The sequence below is a fragment of the Mycolicibacterium peregrinum genome (genome assembly GCF_001665625.1).
Lineage (GTDB): Bacteria > Actinomycetota > Actinomycetes > Mycobacteriales > Mycobacteriaceae > Mycobacterium > Mycobacterium peregrinum_B.
Genome location: NZ_LZSY01000116.1, coordinates 72,590 through 87,530, shown reverse-complemented (window position 1 = coordinate 87,530; position 14,941 = coordinate 72,590). Strand labels below are relative to the sequence as shown.

Annotated in this window: 16 protein-coding genes; 6 read left to right on the top strand and 10 right to left on the bottom strand. The window is 67.4% G+C overall.

Annotated elements, in window-relative coordinates:
* The first annotated feature begins 88 nt into the window (after positions 1-88).
* Positions 89-1,630 carry a PE-PPE domain-containing protein gene (locus A5779_RS18650; protein WP_064884416.1) on the top strand — a complete coding sequence of 514 codons (1,542 nt, stop codon included), beginning with the start codon at positions 89-91 and terminating at the stop codon, positions 1,628-1,630.
* 7 nt (positions 1,631-1,637) lie between these two features.
* Here the strand turns inward: A5779_RS18650 and hflX are convergent, their stop codons facing one another.
* The 4 genes from hflX to A5779_RS18630 are packed head-to-tail and all read right to left on the bottom strand — an operon-like array spanning position 1,638 to position 5,570.
* The gene (hflX, locus tag A5779_RS18645) at positions 1,638-3,047 is read right to left on the bottom strand and encodes a GTPase HflX (protein ID WP_064884414.1); all 1,410 of its coding nucleotides are present in this window, start codon (positions 3,045-3,047) and stop codon (positions 1,638-1,640) included.
* 45 nt (positions 3,048-3,092) lie between these two features.
* On the bottom strand, positions 3,093-3,974 hold the full coding sequence (gene dapF, locus A5779_RS18640) for a diaminopimelate epimerase (protein WP_064884412.1): 882 nt from the start codon (positions 3,972-3,974) through the stop codon (positions 3,093-3,095).
* Between the two features lie 4 nt (positions 3,975-3,978).
* Positions 3,979-4,887, bottom strand: coding sequence for a tRNA (adenosine(37)-N6)-dimethylallyltransferase MiaA (miaA, locus tag A5779_RS18635; protein ID WP_064884501.1), 909 nt, complete (start codon positions 4,885-4,887; stop codon positions 3,979-3,981).
* Entirely contained in the window at positions 4,884-5,570 is a 687-nt protein-coding gene (locus tag A5779_RS18630) for a class III extradiol ring-cleavage dioxygenase family protein (RefSeq protein ID WP_064884410.1), read from the bottom strand. Before A5779_RS18630 ends, miaA begins: the two co-directional genes overlap by 4 nt.
* A gap of 227 nt (positions 5,571-5,797) precedes the next feature.
* Here A5779_RS18630 and A5779_RS18625 point away from each other — a divergent pair, with 227 nt between their 5' ends.
* Entirely contained in the window at positions 5,798-7,153 is a 1,356-nt protein-coding gene (locus A5779_RS18625; protein WP_064884408.1) for a DUF349 domain-containing protein, read from the top strand.
* A 48-nt stretch (positions 7,154-7,201) separates the two neighbouring features.
* Here the strand turns inward: A5779_RS18625 and A5779_RS18620 are convergent, their stop codons facing one another.
* Together A5779_RS18620 and miaB are read right to left on the bottom strand one after the other, a co-directional pair.
* Positions 7,202-7,855, bottom strand: coding sequence for an Rv2732c family membrane protein (locus A5779_RS18620; RefSeq protein ID WP_064884406.1), 654 nt, complete (start codon positions 7,853-7,855; stop codon positions 7,202-7,204).
* Complete coding sequence (gene miaB, locus A5779_RS18615) at positions 7,843-9,390, bottom strand: tRNA (N6-isopentenyl adenosine(37)-C2)-methylthiotransferase MiaB (RefSeq protein ID WP_064884499.1); 1,548 nt, start codon at positions 9,388-9,390, stop codon at positions 7,843-7,845. Before miaB ends, A5779_RS18620 begins: the two co-directional genes overlap by 13 nt.
* 158 nt (positions 9,391-9,548) lie before the next feature.
* Here miaB and A5779_RS18610 point away from each other — a divergent pair, with 158 nt between their 5' ends.
* Genes A5779_RS18610 through A5779_RS18595 form a run of 4 tightly spaced genes read left to right on the top strand, consistent with a single transcriptional unit; the run spans position 9,549 to position 12,710 of the window.
* Positions 9,549-10,277 carry an amino acid ABC transporter ATP-binding protein gene (locus A5779_RS18610; RefSeq protein WP_064884497.1) on the top strand — a complete coding sequence of 243 codons (729 nt, stop codon included), beginning with the start codon at positions 9,549-9,551 and terminating at the stop codon, positions 10,275-10,277.
* A 24-nt stretch (positions 10,278-10,301) separates the two neighbouring features.
* On the top strand, positions 10,302-11,111 hold the full coding sequence (locus A5779_RS18605) for a glutamate ABC transporter substrate-binding protein (RefSeq protein WP_064884404.1): 810 nt from the start codon (positions 10,302-10,304) through the stop codon (positions 11,109-11,111).
* Positions 11,112-11,132: 21 nt separating this feature from the next.
* Positions 11,133-11,813 (top strand): amino acid ABC transporter permease, encoded by a 681-nt coding sequence (locus tag A5779_RS18600; RefSeq protein WP_064884402.1) that lies wholly within the window; start codon positions 11,133-11,135, stop codon positions 11,811-11,813.
* Positions 11,814-12,710 carry an amino acid ABC transporter permease gene (locus A5779_RS18595; RefSeq protein ID WP_064884400.1) on the top strand — a complete coding sequence of 299 codons (897 nt, stop codon included), beginning with the start codon at positions 11,814-11,816 and terminating at the stop codon, positions 12,708-12,710.
* Between the two features lie 27 nt (positions 12,711-12,737).
* Here the strand turns inward: A5779_RS18595 and recX are convergent, their stop codons facing one another.
* The 4 genes from recX to A5779_RS18575 all read right to left on the bottom strand — a co-directional run bounded on the left by recX (position 12,738) and on the right by A5779_RS18575 (position 14,937).
* A complete protein-coding gene (gene recX, locus A5779_RS18590) occupies positions 12,738-13,301 on the bottom strand; it encodes a recombination regulator RecX (RefSeq protein ID WP_064884398.1) in 564 nt (187 codons plus the stop codon).
* Entirely contained in the window at positions 13,270-14,325 is a 1,056-nt protein-coding gene (gene recA, locus A5779_RS18585; protein ID WP_055113217.1) for a recombinase RecA, read from the bottom strand. The genes recX and recA overlap by 32 nt, the downstream gene beginning before the upstream one ends.
* Before the next feature lie 153 nt (positions 14,326-14,478).
* On the bottom strand, positions 14,479-14,682 hold the full coding sequence (locus tag A5779_RS18580; RefSeq protein ID WP_055113216.1) for a hypothetical protein: 204 nt from the start codon (positions 14,680-14,682) through the stop codon (positions 14,479-14,481).
* Between the two features lie 60 nt (positions 14,683-14,742).
* The gene (locus A5779_RS18575; RefSeq protein ID WP_055113214.1) at positions 14,743-14,937 is read right to left on the bottom strand and encodes a DUF3046 domain-containing protein; all 195 of its coding nucleotides are present in this window, start codon (positions 14,935-14,937) and stop codon (positions 14,743-14,745) included.
* Positions 14,938-14,941 lie beyond the last annotated feature (4 nt).

Here is a 14,941-nt window from a genome sequence, read left to right as displayed (position 1 = left end):
TTCGGCCGTTTTCCCGGTGACAGTTGCGTGCCGGTGCAAAGATCCCTTCAGCGCTGACGGCTTCGTCAGCAGAAGGAGATCCGGGCCGATGCGATTCTCACCCCGTTCTGCTGCCAGGTCACTGCTGGTCGGCGCCGTAGCGGTATCCGGCTCGGTGGTCATCGGCCTGACGCCCGTCGGCACCGCAGCAATCGGTCTGGTGGTCGCGGTGACACCGCTGATCGTCCCGGGTACCGGAACCCCGAACCCGCAGGACTCCAACAATTACCTGGCCAACGCCGTGGACTACTACGTCCAGCCCAGCGGTAGTTGCGGCGCCGAGGATTGTGCGGCGCCGGTGGCCATCCCCTACATCGCCCAGTTCTGGCCCATCCCACTCCCAGGCTGGGGCGGACTGGAGGGTGCCAAATGGAACGTGTCGGTGGCCAGCGGGGTCACCCGGCTGACCAGTGAACTCGTCGGCGCCAACAACCCCAGTGCGGCGCATCCCGTGACGGTCTTCGGCTATTCGCAGGGCGCCACGGTGGCCGGCATCGTCAAGGGGAACCTGGCGGACCTGACCGACGAACAGAAGCAGAATCTGAGCTTCGTCCTGATCGGTAACCCCAACCGCCCTGACGGCGGCCTCTTCGAGAGGCTGGCGATCCTCGGCACCGTCCCGATCCTCGACGCGACGTTCGGTCAACCCACTCCGACGGACACCGGCATCGAGACCTACGACATCGCGCTTCAGTACGACGGTGTCGCCGACGCTCCGTCATGGGTGCTCAATCCGCTCGCCCTGGCGAATGCGCTGGCCGGATTCGAGTACGTGCACGGCTCCTACCTGGACCCCCGAGGCGACGATCCGGCCACCGCAACGCCATACGGCTACACACCCGAACAGGTGCAGGCCGCGATCGAGAACGCGAAAGCGAACTGCAGTGCCGAGACTCACTGCCAGAAGGTCGACGGCAGCGATTCGTACTACGTCACCCTGCCGGCGAAGACGCTGCCCATCATGCAGCCGCTGCTCGACCTGGGTGCGGCGACCGGCACGTCCGCCGTGGTGATCCCGCTCGTCGACCTGATCTCCCCGATGGCGCAGACCCTGATCGAAACCGGTTACACCAGAACCGACTACAGCAATCCGACACCGTTCCAGTTGCTGCCCAGGTTCAACCCGGTCAAGTTGGCCACCGACCTGGTGAACGACGTTCCGGAGGGCATCCGGGCCGCGCTCAACCCCGGGCTCGACCCACTGCCCGGATGGACCGATCCGACGCAGTCCGGCGTGACCGTCCGGATCCCGGACACTGCCGACAAGACCATTGTCGACAAGACCGTTGCCGACACCACGAAAGTCGCCGCCATCTCGGATGACCAACCGCTCCGGCGTCTGAGCACGGTCACCGACCCCGAGACGGCACCGAGCGCGGCCGACGACGCTACGGCCCCGAAGCAGCGTCCCTCATTGCCGAAAGCGCTCGCCACCAAGGGACATCCGGCGCGTGACATGGCCAAGTCGCTCCGAAGCGGCGTGCGCAAGGCCCTCGGTCACGACGGCGCGAAGGACAAGGCCACGGACCGTCCCGAGGCAAAGGGCACCAGCGCAAAGGGCACCAGCAGTAAGAAGAAATCTGCCGCCTGACGCCCGCTCAGAAGGTGGCGAACTCACCCAGGCTCGCGGCCAGTGCCATGGGCACCCGCGCCTTGATGCGGGTGCCGTCGGCAGTGTGCTCGGTGGCGTCCACCCGACCGTCGGCGTGCACCCGCGCGACCAGATCCCCGCGGTCGTAGGGAATCGTCACGTCCACCGTGGCGTCGGTCGGCGGGATCATCTCCGCCATCCGGGCCCGCAACCGGTCCAGCCCCTCGCCAGTGTGCGCCGAAACGAAGACCGCATCGGGCAGGGCGCGGCGCAGCGCGGCCAGTCCGAGATCGGTGGCCGCGTCGATCTTGTTGACCACCAACAGCTCCGGGGGCGGGGCGATGTCGTATTCGACGATCACGTCGTTGACCACCTGCCGGACGGCATTGATCTGCGCCAGCGGATGATCGTCGGACCCGTCCACGACGTGCACCAGCAGGTCGGCGTCGACCACCTCTTCGAGCGTGGACCGGAAGGCCTCGACCAACTGGGTGGGCAGGTGCCGGACGAAGCCGACGGTGTCGGTCAGCACGAACGGCCGGCCGTCGTCGAATTCGCCACGCCGCGTGGTGGGTTCGAGCGTGGCGAACAGGGCGTTCTCCACCAGCACACCGGCCCCGGTCAGTGCGTTGAGCAGGCTGGACTTGCCGGCGTTGGTGTAGCCGACGATGGCCACCGAGGCGGCATCGGAGGTCAGCCGCCGGCTGCGCTGGGTATCGCGGATCTTCTTCATGTCGCGAATCTCGCGGCGCAGCTTCGCCATCCGCTCCCGGATACGGCGGCGGTCGGTCTCGATCTTGGTCTCACCGGGCCCGCGGGTTCCCACGCCACCACCGGCACCGCCGGCGCGCCCACCGGCCTGGCGCGACATCGATTCACCCCAGCCGCGCAGCCGGGGCAGCATGTACTCCATCTGGGCCAGCGACACCTGCGCCTTGCCCTCCCGGCTGGTGGCGTGCTGGGCGAAGATATCCAGGATCAGCGCGGTCCGGTCGATCACCTTGACCTTGACGACCTTCTCCAGTGAGTTGAGCTGCGCAGGCGAGAGTTCGCCGTCGCAGATCACGGTGTCCGCCCCGGTGGCCAGGACCACCTCGCGCAGTTCGACGGCTTTGCCCGAGCCGATGTAGGTGGACGGGTCGGGCTTGTCGCGGCGCTGGATCAGCCCCTCGAGTACTTCGGACCCGGCGGTCTCGGCGAGTGCCGCCAGCTCGGCCAGGCTGGCATCGGCATCGGCCGCGCTGCCTTCGGTCCACACTCCGACCAGGACCACGCGTTCCAGCCTGAGCTGGCGGTACTCGACCTCGGTGACGTCGGTGAGTTCGGTGGAGAGCCCGGCGACGCGGCGCAATGAGGCGCGGTCTTCGAGGGCCAGCTCGCCGGTGCTGGGTGTGACGGGATGTTCTGGATGAGTCATATGTACTTACAGGTTGTCACGTGCATCGGGCCGCGCGCATCCCTATTAGGCGTGGGCAGCGTTCCACCACACGTCGGAGAGCTCACCACGGGCCACCAGCACGGAGGGGCCGCGCAGGAAGCTGGTGGACTCGGTGATCGTCACGGTGACCTCGCCCCCGGGGATGCGGACCCGCAACGTCCCGGTATCGGCACCCTGACCGGCCAGGGCCGCCAGCGCGGCCGCGACGGTGCCGGTACCGCAGGAGCGGGTCTCGCCGACACCGCGTTCGTGCACCCGCATCGAGACCGCGCCGTTCACCGGAGCGGTCAGGACCTCGACGTTGACGCCGTCGGGGAACAGCTGCGTGTCGAACGACACCGGTGCGGCCACATCGAGTGCCGCCAACTCGTCCTCGGTCAGCCCGACACAGGCCAGGTGCGGATTGCCCATGTCGACGGCCAGCCCGCTGACCTTGCGACCGCCGACGACGGCGGTGCCGGTGCCGAACTGGTTGGCCTTGCCCATCTCGACCGTGACGTCGGCGGTCGTCGCGTCGACGCTGTGCAACACCACCGGACGGGGACCGGCCAGTGACCCGACCACGAACTCGTCGGCAGATTCCAGTCCGGACGCGCGCAGGTAGTGCGCGAACACCCGTACGCCGTTGCCGCACATCTGCGCGATCGACCCGTCGGCGTTGCGGTAGTCCATGTACCAGTCCGAGGCCGCCACCCCGTCGGGAAGTCGGTCGAACACCCCGGCACCCTGCGCGGCACCCGCAGTCGTCACCCGCAGCACGCCGTCGGCGCCGAGGCCGCGGCGCCGGTCGCACAGTGCGGCGACGGCGTTCGGCGTCAGCGACAGCGCGGCGTCGAGGTCGGGCAGCACCACGAAATCGTTCTGGGTGCCGTGCCCTTTCACAAAACCAACTGCGCCGGAGATCACCTGTTCAGGATACGTGCCGCCACGCCCGCAACGCGTCGTGCACCAGCCCGTCGGCCGCCCCGTCCAACCACACGACCCGATGATCACGCCGGAACCACGAGCGCTGCCGGCGCACATAGCGGCGGGTGCCGATGAACGTCGGCTCCCGCGCGGCCGAGCCGTCTCCCCCGGCATCCAGGTCAGCCAACACCTGCGCATAGCCGAGTGCTCGCGCCGCGGTGACCCCGTCGCGCAGACCGCGCCCGATCAGCGTCCGCACCTCGTCCACCAGGCCTTCGTCGAACATCAGGTCGGTGCGTTGTTCCAGGCGCTGATCGAGAACGGCTGTGTCCCAGTCCAATCCGATGATCGCAGTGTCCCAGCGCGGTGTACCGATGCTCGGCGCCGAGGCAGCGAACGGCTGCCCGGTGAGCTCCACGACCTCCAGGGCCCGCACGATCCGCCGGCCATCGGTCGGCAGGATCGACGCACCCGCGGCAGGGTCCACCCGGGTCAGCTCGACGTGCAGGGCGGCGACCCCGACCTCGGCCAGCCGCGCCTCCCACCGCGCCCGCACCGTCGGATCGGTGGCCGGAAACGTCCACTCGTCGAGCAGTGACTGGATGTACAGCATCGAACCGCCCACGATCACCGGCACTGCGCCGCGGGCCGCGATGGCTTCCACGTCGGCCGCGGCCTCCTGCTGATAGCGGGCCACCGTCGCGGTCTCGGTGACGTCAAGGACATCGAGCTGGTGGTGGGGGATGCCGCGCCGCTCGGCGACCGGCAACTTGGCAGTGCCGATGTCCATGCCGCGGTAGAGCTGCATGGCGTCGGCATTCACGATCTCGCCGCCCACATTCTCGGCCAGCGCGAGCGCCAGCGCCGACTTCCCCGTGCCGGTCGGCCCGATGACCGCGATGGGCCGGGTCACGGCAGCCATTCGCCGACGAAGTAGCCGACGCCGTACGGGGCTCCGCGATAGCGCTCACGGGCCGATCCCGGCTCGGGTTCGGTCAGACCGGCCAGTACCTGGTAGGCAACCCTGCCGAGCACGGTTCCGGGCAGCTCGGCCAGCGCCGAGAGGTCTCCGGTGGCCAGCGCATCGTCGACTTGCTGTTGCACCGGCGCCGAGTCCGGGTCGTGGCCACCGGGTGCCGCCGGGGTGAGCGTGTTCAGGCCATCGGCGACCACGAGGACACCGACGGGATCCGCAGATTCGTCGAGGCGGGCGCGCAGCGCGCGCCCCCGGGCCAGCGCCTCGCCGACCTGCTGTGATGCGGCACAGACGTGCACCTCGATGTCGGCACCGGGTGCCACCTGTCCGCGGATCCACCCCGCGACCAGGGCACACAGCGGCAGCGCCACCGGATCGCCCATCGCGCCGGGGCCGAGAGCCACTGGGACGTCGGCGCCGTAGCCGGCGAAGGTCCCTGCACAGTCCGGCCCGTACACCGCGTCACCGGGGCCGACCCCGACGGCCAGCCAGCGCGGCGGTAGCGAACGCGCTGCGGCGACGACGGCCTCCCGCAGGTCGGCCACCTCGCCCGCAGCCGCACCCACCAGTTCGGGCACCAGGACCGGTGTGGCAGGGACGATCGCGATGGCGCTCAGCACCTCACCAAACTAGTGCGCGGCCCCTTCTGGGGTGCGCGCCGAGGCCCGGTCGGACGCCCAGATCGGCCCGGGTGAGAACACGTCCGTGCGAGTTTGTCAGGGCATTGCACCTAAAGCCGTGGGCACGGCACAGCACGACCTGCTTCAATAGCGGACAAAGCGACAGCATCAGGCGCCGCGTCGCGCGGCAGATGCGCGGGCAACCGTGCGGAGTACGAGGAGCGGATATGACAACCAGTGAGCCAGGCGGAGCCACCCCCGAGTCGACCTCCGGGCCCACCCCGAAGCCCACGCCCTCGCCCGTTCCGAGGCCCGGACCACCCCGCCCCGTTCCCCGCCCCAGCCGGGTCGCACCCGTGGTTGCCGTGGCGCCGGCCGGCGACCCACACCAATTCGGCCGCGTCGATGACGACGGCACGGTGTGGTTGATCAGCGGATCCGGCGAGCGGGTGATCGGCTCGTGGCAGGCCGGCGACACCGAGTCGGCGTACGCGCACTTCGGTCGGCGCTTCGACGATCTGCACACCGAGGTCGCCCTGCTCGAACGCCGGCTGTCGTCAGGCACCGGCGATGCGCGCAAGATCAAGTCTGCGGCCGCGGCGTTGGCGGAAAGTCTGCCCACCGCAGCAGTTCTCGGCGATGTCGACGCGCTGAGCGCCCGCCTGTCGGCCATCCTGGAACACGCCGACGAAGCCGCCAAGACCGAGCGGGCCCAGCGCGACGAGCACCGCGCCGCCCAGACCGCCCGCAAGGAGGCACTCGCCGCCGAGGCCGAGGATCTGGCAGCCAACTCCACCCAGTGGAAGTCCGCCGGTGACCGCCTGCGCGAGATCCTCGATGAGTGGCGCACCATCACCGGACTGGACCGCAAGCTCGACGACGCCCTGTGGAAGCGCTACTCGTCGGCCCGCGAGACGTTCAACCGTCGTCGCGGCTCGCACTTCGCCGAACTGGACCGCGGCCGGGTAGGCGCCCGCCAGCAGAAGGAGGCGCTGTGCGAGCAGGCCGAGCAGCTGTCCGGCTCGACCGACTGGGGCGCCACCGGTGCCGCGTTCCGCGATCTGCTGACCCAGTGGAAGGCCGCCGGACGCGCCGCCAAGGACGTCGACGACGCGTTGTGGCACCGGTTCAAGGCCGCTCAGGACACGTTCTTCGGGGCCCGTAACGCCGCCCACGCCGAACGTGACGCCGAGTTCAAGGCAAATGCCACCGCCAAGGAAGCGCTGCTGGCCGAGGCCGAGAAGATCGACACGACGGATCTGGATGCCGCCCGCGCCGCACTGCGCACGATCGGCGACAAGTGGGACGCGATCGGCAAGGTTCCCCGCGAGCGGGCCGCCGATCTGGAACGCCGCCTGCGTGCCGTCGAGAAGAAGGTCCGAGACGCCCCGGCCGGTGGTGTGGACCCCGAGGCGCAGGCCCGTGCCGACCAGTTCCGTGCCCGTGCCGAACAGTTCGAGAAGCAGGCCGAGAAGGCGGAGGCCGCCGGACGGGCCAAGGATGCAGCCGAGGCCAGGGCGAGCGCCGAACAGTGGCGTCAGTGGGCTGACGCCGCGGCCGCCACACTCGGAGAGCGCAGGTAACACCACGCTCGGAGAGCGTTTACAGCTCCCAGGCTTTTCTGAGCCCAGCTAGGCCTGGTCGGGCTGATCCGGCTTGTCACCGGAGGAGGTGTCGGGCTTCGCGACGTCGGTTTTGGTCACGTCGGTCTTGCTGTCACCGGGCATGGGGATGCCGAGCACGCCGTGCTGCTGATGCTTCGCGGCTTCGCGGCGCCGGTCCTCTTCTGCCGCCAGCTGCAGCGCGGTGCGCGACCACACCACGCGAGCCCAGTGGAAGGTCAGGACGATCACGGCCAGCCACCCGATGATCAGCCCGATTCCGGGACCGGGATGGCCCGCCGCGGTCTGACGCGACCACACCGCAAGCATCCCGAGCGCGCTGGCCACCGCAGAACCGGCCAGGGCCGTCCAGGCCAGCGCCCAGCGACGGGTGATCAGCGCCAGGGTGGAGAAGCCGACCGAGAACACCAGCGCCAACCAGGTGAACACCCGCGACGGCAGTGAGATGCCGTCGCTTACGGCCGTGGCGTCACCGACCAGGACGTCGAACCCCTTGGTGGTGCCGGTGTGCGGCAGCACGAACGACAGCAGCACCACGAACACCAGGATGGCCACGACCATCGCACGCGGCCCCGTGTCGAATTCGCGGGTGACCTTGCGCTCGACGGCCGCCAGGTCGTCCTTGAACCGGTCGAAGTCGCTTTCGTTGCTCAACAGCCACATCCTCCTGATGACGGCGGGGTTTCCGGCGCACCGATCCGCGGCAGCCCGAGGCCGACGCCGGTCCGCGGGCGCCGCCCCGCCTCGTGGGCGTCGCCGGCGAGGGTGCGGCGATGGGTGACCAACGGGGCGTCGGCGATCAGATGGTGCGGCGCGGCACCGGTCACGGTGGTGGTGACGATGTCACCGGGTCGGATCCGCTCCACGTCGCCGCCAGGGCTGAAATGCACCAGTCTGCCGTCGCGGGCCCGGCCCGACATGCGGGCGGTGCTGGCGTCCTTTCGGCCCTCGCCCGTGGCGACCAGCAGTTCCACCGCCCGCCCGATCTGGGCCTGGTTCTCCTCCAGAGAAATTCGCTCCTGCAGCTCGATCAGCCGCTGATAGCGTTCGGTGACAACGGCTTTCGGCAACTGGTCGGGCATGTCGGCGGCGGGGGTACCGGGCCGGATGGAGTACTGGAAGGTGAACGCAGTCGAGAAACGCGACCGCTCGACGACATCGAGGGTGGCCTGGAAATCTTCCTCGGTCTCGCCGGGGAAGCCGACGATCAGGTCGGTGGTGATGGCCGCGTCCGGGATCGCGGCACGCACCTTGTCGATGATGCCCAGGTAGCGGTCGGCCCGGTACGAGCGGCGCATCGCCTTGAGGATCCGGTCCGAACCGGACTGCAGCGGCATGTGCAGTGTCGGGCAGACGTTGGGGGTCTGCGCCATCGCCTCGATCACGTCGTCGGTGAACTCGGCGGGGTGGGGTGAGGTGAACCGCACCCGCTCCAGCCCCTCCACGTCGCCGCAGGCGCGGAGCAGCTTGGCGAACGCACTGCGGTCGCGCGGAACATCGGGGTCGGCAAACGACACACCGTAGGCGTTGACGTTCTGGCCCAGCAGGGTGACCTCGAGCACGCCTTGGGAAGCCAGGGTCTGCACCTCGGCCAGGATGTCCCCGGGACGGCGGTCGACCTCTTTGCCGCGCAGCGACGGCACGATGCAGAACGTGCAGGTGTTGTTGCAGCCCACCGAGATCGACACCCACGCCGCATAGGCCGACTCGCGCGTCGCGGGCAGGGTGGACGGAAACTCCTGCAGCGCTTCGACGATCTCGACCTGGGCGGCGCGGTTGTGGCGGGCCCGCTCCAGCAGTGTGGGCAGGGACCCGATGTTGTGGGTGCCGAAGACCACATCGACCCAGGGGGCGCGGCGCAGCACCGACTCGCGGTCCTTCTGGGCGAGGCATCCGCCGACGGCGATCTGCATGTTCGGATCGGCCTGCTTGCGCGGGGCCAGATGACTGAGATTGCCGTAGAGCTTGTTGTCGGCGTTCTCGCGCACCGCACAGGTGTTGAACACGACGATGTCGGCGTCGGCGCCGTCGGGGGCCCTACGGTATCCGGCGTCCTCCAGCAGGCCGGACAGCCGCTCGGAGTCGTGCACGTTCATCTGACAGCCGTAGGTGCGGACCTGATAGGTGCGTTCGGAGCCGGGCTGTGTCGTCGACTCCTCGCGCGGGCGCTCGTCGCGCGCCGCGTCCCGGTTCACCATCGTCGTCACGGCCTCAATGGTACGGAGCCACCCGAAACGTCAACGCGGCGGATTGACGAGATCCGGGCAGGCCGGGCGTTCCCTGGGTAAGGTCACCTGCCATGGGTAGCCCCGGCGAGCAGCCGCAGGTCGACGACGCGGCGCCACCAGGTGTGCCGATGATCTCACTTCAGGGTGTCAACAAGCACTTCGGACCCTTGCACGTACTCAACGACATCAACCTCGATGTGGGGCGCGGCGAGGTCGTCGTGGTCCTCGGACCGTCGGGTTCGGGTAAATCCACGTTGTGCCGCACCATCAATCGGCTGGAGACCATCGACTCGGGCAGCATCGCGGTCGATGGTCAGGAGCTGCCCGCCGAGGGTCGCAAACTGGCTCAGCTGCGGTCGGATGTCGGCATGGTGTTCCAGTCCTTCAACCTGTTCGCGCACAAGACGATCCTGGAGAACGTCATGCTCGCCCCGGTGAAGGTGCGACGCAAGCCCAAGGCACAGGCCAGGGAGGCCGCCATGGCCCTGTTGGACCGGGTCGGAGTGGCCAACCAGGCCGACAAATACCCGGCCCAGCTGTCCGGCGGTCAGCAGCAACGCGTGGCCATCGCACGATCGTTGGCGATGAAACCCAAGGTGATGCTCTTCGACGAGCCGACCAGCGCCCTGGACCCCGAGATGATCAACGAGGTCCTGGCCGTGATGACGTCGCTGGCCGGCGAGGGCATGACGATGGTGGTGGTCACCCACGAGATGGGCTTCGCCCGCCGGGCATCCGATCGCGTGGTGTTCATGGCCGATGGCGCCATCGTCGAGGACGCGCCACCGGCCGAGTTCTTCGACAACCCGAAATCCGACCGCGCCAAAGATTTTCTCGGCAAGATCCTTCATCACTGACGCTCCGCCGAAAGGAACCCGAACATGCCCTCCGTGCCGTTCAAGTTGGTCGGTACCCTCGCGCTCGCGATCGCACTCCCCTTCGCCGCGACCGCATGTGGCGGTGGTGGCGACTCCAGCAAGATCGTCATCGGCACCAAGTACGACCAACCCGGCCTCGGCCAGAAGAAGCCTGACGGCACCATGTCCGGGTTCGACGTCGATGTGGCCAAATACGTGGCCAACGAACTCGGTTATCCCGAGGACAAGATCGAGTGGAAGGAAGCGCCCTCGCCGCAGCGCGAGACGCTGATCCAGAACGGTCAGGTCGAATACATCGTCGGGACCTACTCGATCAGCCCGGCGCGTCAGGAGAAGGTGGCGTTCGCCGGGCCCTACCTGGTCACCGGGCAGAGCCTGCTGGTCCGCGCCGACGAGAACGCCATCACCGGAGCGGAGTCCCTGGCGAACAACCAGAAGGTGTGCTCGGTATCCGGTTCGACACCGGCTCAGCGGATCAAGGAGAAGTATCCGGACGTTCAACTGCAGCTGTACGACACCTACACCCTGTGCATCGACGCCCTCAGGAACCGTGGAGTCGACGCCGTGACCACCGATGAGGTGATCCTGGCCGGCTACGCCGCGCAGACTCCAGGGGAATTCAAGATCGTTGGTAAGCCATTCTCCGAGGAGCGCTACGGCATCGGCCTCAAGAAGGACGACACCGAACTGCGCGGCAAGATCAACGATGCGATCGAGAAGATGATCAACAGCGGAGCGTGGAAAGAAGCGTTCGACAAGAACCTCGGGCCGGCCGGTATCCAGGCGCCGACACCGCCGACCGTCGACCGCTGAGCCGGAGGAAGCAACTCCCCCGTGGAGATATTCACCGAGTACCGCGATCAGATCTTCGCGGCATTCTGGATCACCATCCGGCTGACGATGTACTCCGCCGTCGGCGCATTGATCCTGGGCACGTTGTTGGCGGCGATGCGACTGGCACCGGTGCCGGTGCTGAACTGGCTCGGCGCCATCTATGTGAACATCGTCCGTAACACTCCCCTGACGCTGATCATCATCTTCTGCTCACTCGGGGTGGGGCAGACGCTGCGGATCACGCTGGCCGCGGCGGACTCGCCGACGTTCATCGTGGACAGCAGTTTCCGCCTGGCCGTACTCGGGTTGACCATCTACACCGCATCTTTCGTGTGTGAGACGGTGCGGGCCGGGGTCAACACCGTGCCGATCGGCCAGGCCGAGGCGGCCCGCTCGCTCGGTCTGTCGTTCGGACAGAACCTGCGGTTGATCCTGCTACCACAGGCTTTTCGCGCGGTGATCCTGCCGTTGGGTTCAGTGCTGATCGCCCTGACCAAGAACACCACCATCGCCTCGGCCATCGGCGTCGTCGAGGCGGCGTGGTTGATGAAGACGATGACGGAGAACACCGCCGCACTGCTGACGGTCGGCATCATCTTCGCCGCCGGATTCGTCATCCTGACATTGCCGTTGGGTCTGCTGTTCGGTTGGCTCGGCAAGAGATTGGCGGTGCAGCGCTAGATGTCCAGCGCTTCGGTTCTCTTCGATGTTCCCGGCCCCCGGGTCCGGGTGCGGAACATCATCGTGGCGATCCTGGCCATTGCGGTGACCGCCGTCATCATCGGCGTCGTGCTGTGGCGCTTCAACGAGAAGGGTCAACTCGACTGGGACAAGTGGCAACCGTTCCTGACGGCCGATCTGTGGCGGACCTACTTGCTGCCCGGCCTCCAGGGCACGCTGACCGCGGCCGCCCTGTCGATCGTGCTGGCACTCGCACTGGGCCTCTTGCTCGGTGTCGGGCGGATGACGCCGGTGGCGTTCATCCGTTGGCCCTGTGCGGTGTTCGTCGAGTTCTTCCGCGCCGTACCGGTGCTGATCATGATGATCTTCAGCTTCGCGGCGTATGGGCTCCTCGACAGCATGCCGTCGAAGTATCAGGCGCTGGCCGGCGTGGTCACCGGCCTGACCCTCTACAACGGCGCGGTGATCGCCGAGATCATCCGGGCGGGAGTCAACTCTCTGCCACGGGGTCAGGTCGAGGCTGCGGCGTCACTCGGTCTGCGCTGGGGTTCGACGATGCGGCTCATCCAGCTACCGCAGGCCATCACCTCGATGCTGCCGGTTCTGATCTCCCAGATGGTGGTGATCCTCAAGGACACGGCGATCGGCTACCAGATCACCTTCCTGGAGGTGGTGCGCCAGACCACCAACCTCGGTTCGACCTACCGCAACTATCTACCCGCGCTCATGGTCGTGGCACTGCTGTTGATCACGATCAACTTCGCACTGTCCTCATTCGCCACCTGGCTAGAACGGCGAATGCGTCGTTCCAGCCGTGGGCCCGCGCCGCTGGAACCAGAGGCCGTCGAACAGGAAGGCGCACCGGGAGCGCAGGTACTGCACACTCAACGGGACTGACCCGCGTATAGCGACACAATGCGGCCGCTACACCCGGCGCCGTTCCCGTTCGCCGGCCAGTTCGACGCTGACAACGTCGAAGGCCATCGACTGGTTGTAGCCGCGACGGGCCAACATGCCGACGAGCCGACGCGTCACCTTCACGTCGCCGTCGTCGTCATCGAGCCGCTCGCGACGCAACTTGTCCCGAACCAGCTGCTCGGCCCGTTGTCGCTCGGCAGCCGGATCCAGGTCTGCCAGCGCGGCGTCGATGACCTCTTTGTCCACGCCCTTCTTGCGAAGCTCAACAGCCAAGGCGCGCTTGCCTTTTCCTGAATTGGCGTGCCGGGACCGCACCCACTGTTCGGCGAAGTCCTCGTCATCGATCAGCCCGACCTCGGTCAACCTGTTCAGCACCTTGGTGCTGAGGTCTTCCTCGTAACCCCGTTTGGTGAGCTGTTCGATCAGTTCGGAGCGGGTGCGGGCCCGCACAGTGAGCAGACGCAGACAGACATTCTTTGCCTGCTCCTCACGTTTGCGAGGATCCTGCGTCTGCTCCCCGTCGGGCGTACCCGACGACTCAGAAGTCAACCGGGGCGGGAAGGACGTCATCAGCCTTTGCCTCGGCGGTCACGACAGCGCCGATACCGAGCTTTTCCTTGATCTTCTTCTCGATCTCGTTGGCGACGTCGACGTTCTCCAACATGAACTTGCGGGCATTCTCCTTGCCCTGCCCCAACTGCTCACCCTCATAGGTGAACCAGGAGCCGGACTTGCGGATGAAGCCGTGCTCGACACCCATGTCGATGAGCGAGCCCTCGCGGCTGATGCCGTGGCCGTACAGGATGTCGAACTCGGCCTGCTTGAACGGCGGCGAGACCTTGTTCTTGACGACCTTGACGCGGGTCCGGTTACCGACCGCGTCGGTGCCGTCCTTGAGCGTCTCGATACGCCGGACGTCGAGACGGACCGAGGCGTAGAACTTCAGAGCCTTACCGCCCGTGGTGGTTTCGGGCGAGCCGAACATCACGCCGATCTTCTCGCGGAGCTGGTTGATGAAGATCGCGGTGGTGCCCGAGTTGTTCAGCGCACCGGTCATCTTGCGCAGCGCCTGGCTCATCAGGCGGGCCTGCAGACCGACGTGGCTGTCACCCATCTCACCCTCGATCTCGGCGCGGGGCACCAGCGCGGCCACCGAGTCGATCACCAAGATGTCCAGCGCGCCCGAGCGCACCAGCATGTCGGCGATCTCCAGTGCCTGCTCACCCGTGTCGGGCTGGCTGACCAGCAGCGAATCGGTGTCCACACCGAGCTTCTTGGCGTACTCGGGATCCAAGGCGTGCTCAGCGTCGATGAACGCCGCGATACCGCCGGCAGCCTGGGCGTTGGCCACCGCGTGCAACGCCACAGTGGTCTTACCCGAGGATTCCGGGCCGTAGATCTCGACCACGCGGCCGCGAGGCAGGCCACCGATACCGAGCGCGACGTCCAGGGAAATCGAACCGGTGGGGATCACCGAGATGGGCTGGCGCACCTCCTCGCCGAGGCGCATCACCGAGCCTTTACCGAAGTTCTTGTCGATCTGGGCCATCGCCAGTTCGAGCGCTTTTTCGCGATCAGGGGCCTGTTGCGCCATGATGGTGCCTCTCCGAGTAGTCGTGTTGACCGGTGTTCCGATCGGTTGGCGGTGACGTTAGAACAGGCCACCGACAAGTCGGCTCAGTCGGACTGCACCCAGACTAGACGAACATCTGTTCGATTCAAGGAGACACGCCGGAGATGATCTCCGTCAGCGACGCCAGTTCGGAAAATTGTCGAGATCCCGCAGCGTCATGACGAACCCGACCGCGCCGACAGCGATGGCCAGGAAGTATCCGAGGGCCGCCGGCCATCCGGCCAGCGTCGACGCGACCAACCAACACAGCAGTACCGCTGCGATCACCAGCAGAACACCGTAAAGAGGTGTCCGCATCGGGTGGTCACCAAGGCCCATGACTCCGGTATACGCCGAATCGGCGGCCGGGAAAAGACCCGTCGGCTCACCGGTGGCTGTTCACCACTGCTCGCGCGGGACGTCGAAGTCCGCACACAACGCGCGCCACACGCTGCGCGGTTCCACCCCGTCCTCGATGGCCTGCGCGGCAGTGCGGCCGTCGAGGGCCGCCAGCACATGGTCGACGAGCAGCGAACGACCCCGCATCGCGCCGAACTGGCCGTCCACGAGCTCATGGAATTCCGTCAACCGCACGGGC

Excerpts from the sequence above, each read along its gene's own strand:
- hflX (WP_064884414.1), bottom strand. The coding sequence starts at position 3,047 with ATGACTCATCCAGAACATCCCGTCACACCCAGCACCGGCGAGCTGGCC.
- A5779_RS18580 (WP_055113216.1), bottom strand. The coding sequence starts at position 14,682 with ATGGGCCTTGGTGACCACCCGATGCGGACACCTCTTTACGGTGTTCTG.
- recX (WP_064884398.1), bottom strand. The coding sequence starts at position 13,301 with ATGACGTCCTTCCCGCCCCGGTTGACTTCTGAGTCGTCGGGTACGCCC.
- A5779_RS18625 (WP_064884408.1), top strand. The coding sequence starts at position 5,798 with ATGACAACCAGTGAGCCAGGCGGAGCCACCCCCGAGTCGACCTCCGGG.
- miaB (WP_064884499.1), bottom strand. The coding sequence starts at position 9,390 with ATGGTGAACCGGGACGCGGCGCGCGACGAGCGCCCGCGCGAGGAGTCG.
- A5779_RS18610 (WP_064884497.1), top strand. The coding sequence starts at position 9,549 with ATGATCTCACTTCAGGGTGTCAACAAGCACTTCGGACCCTTGCACGTA.
- A5779_RS18620 (WP_064884406.1), bottom strand. The coding sequence starts at position 7,855 with ATGTGGCTGTTGAGCAACGAAAGCGACTTCGACCGGTTCAAGGACGAC.
- recA (WP_055113217.1), bottom strand. The coding sequence starts at position 14,325 with ATGGCGCAACAGGCCCCTGATCGCGAAAAAGCGCTCGAACTGGCGATG.
- A5779_RS18605 (WP_064884404.1), top strand. The coding sequence starts at position 10,302 with ATGCCCTCCGTGCCGTTCAAGTTGGTCGGTACCCTCGCGCTCGCGATC.
- A5779_RS18650 (WP_064884416.1), top strand. The coding sequence starts at position 89 with ATGCGATTCTCACCCCGTTCTGCTGCCAGGTCACTGCTGGTCGGCGCC.
- A5779_RS18595 (WP_064884400.1), top strand. The coding sequence starts at position 11,814 with ATGTCCAGCGCTTCGGTTCTCTTCGATGTTCCCGGCCCCCGGGTCCGG.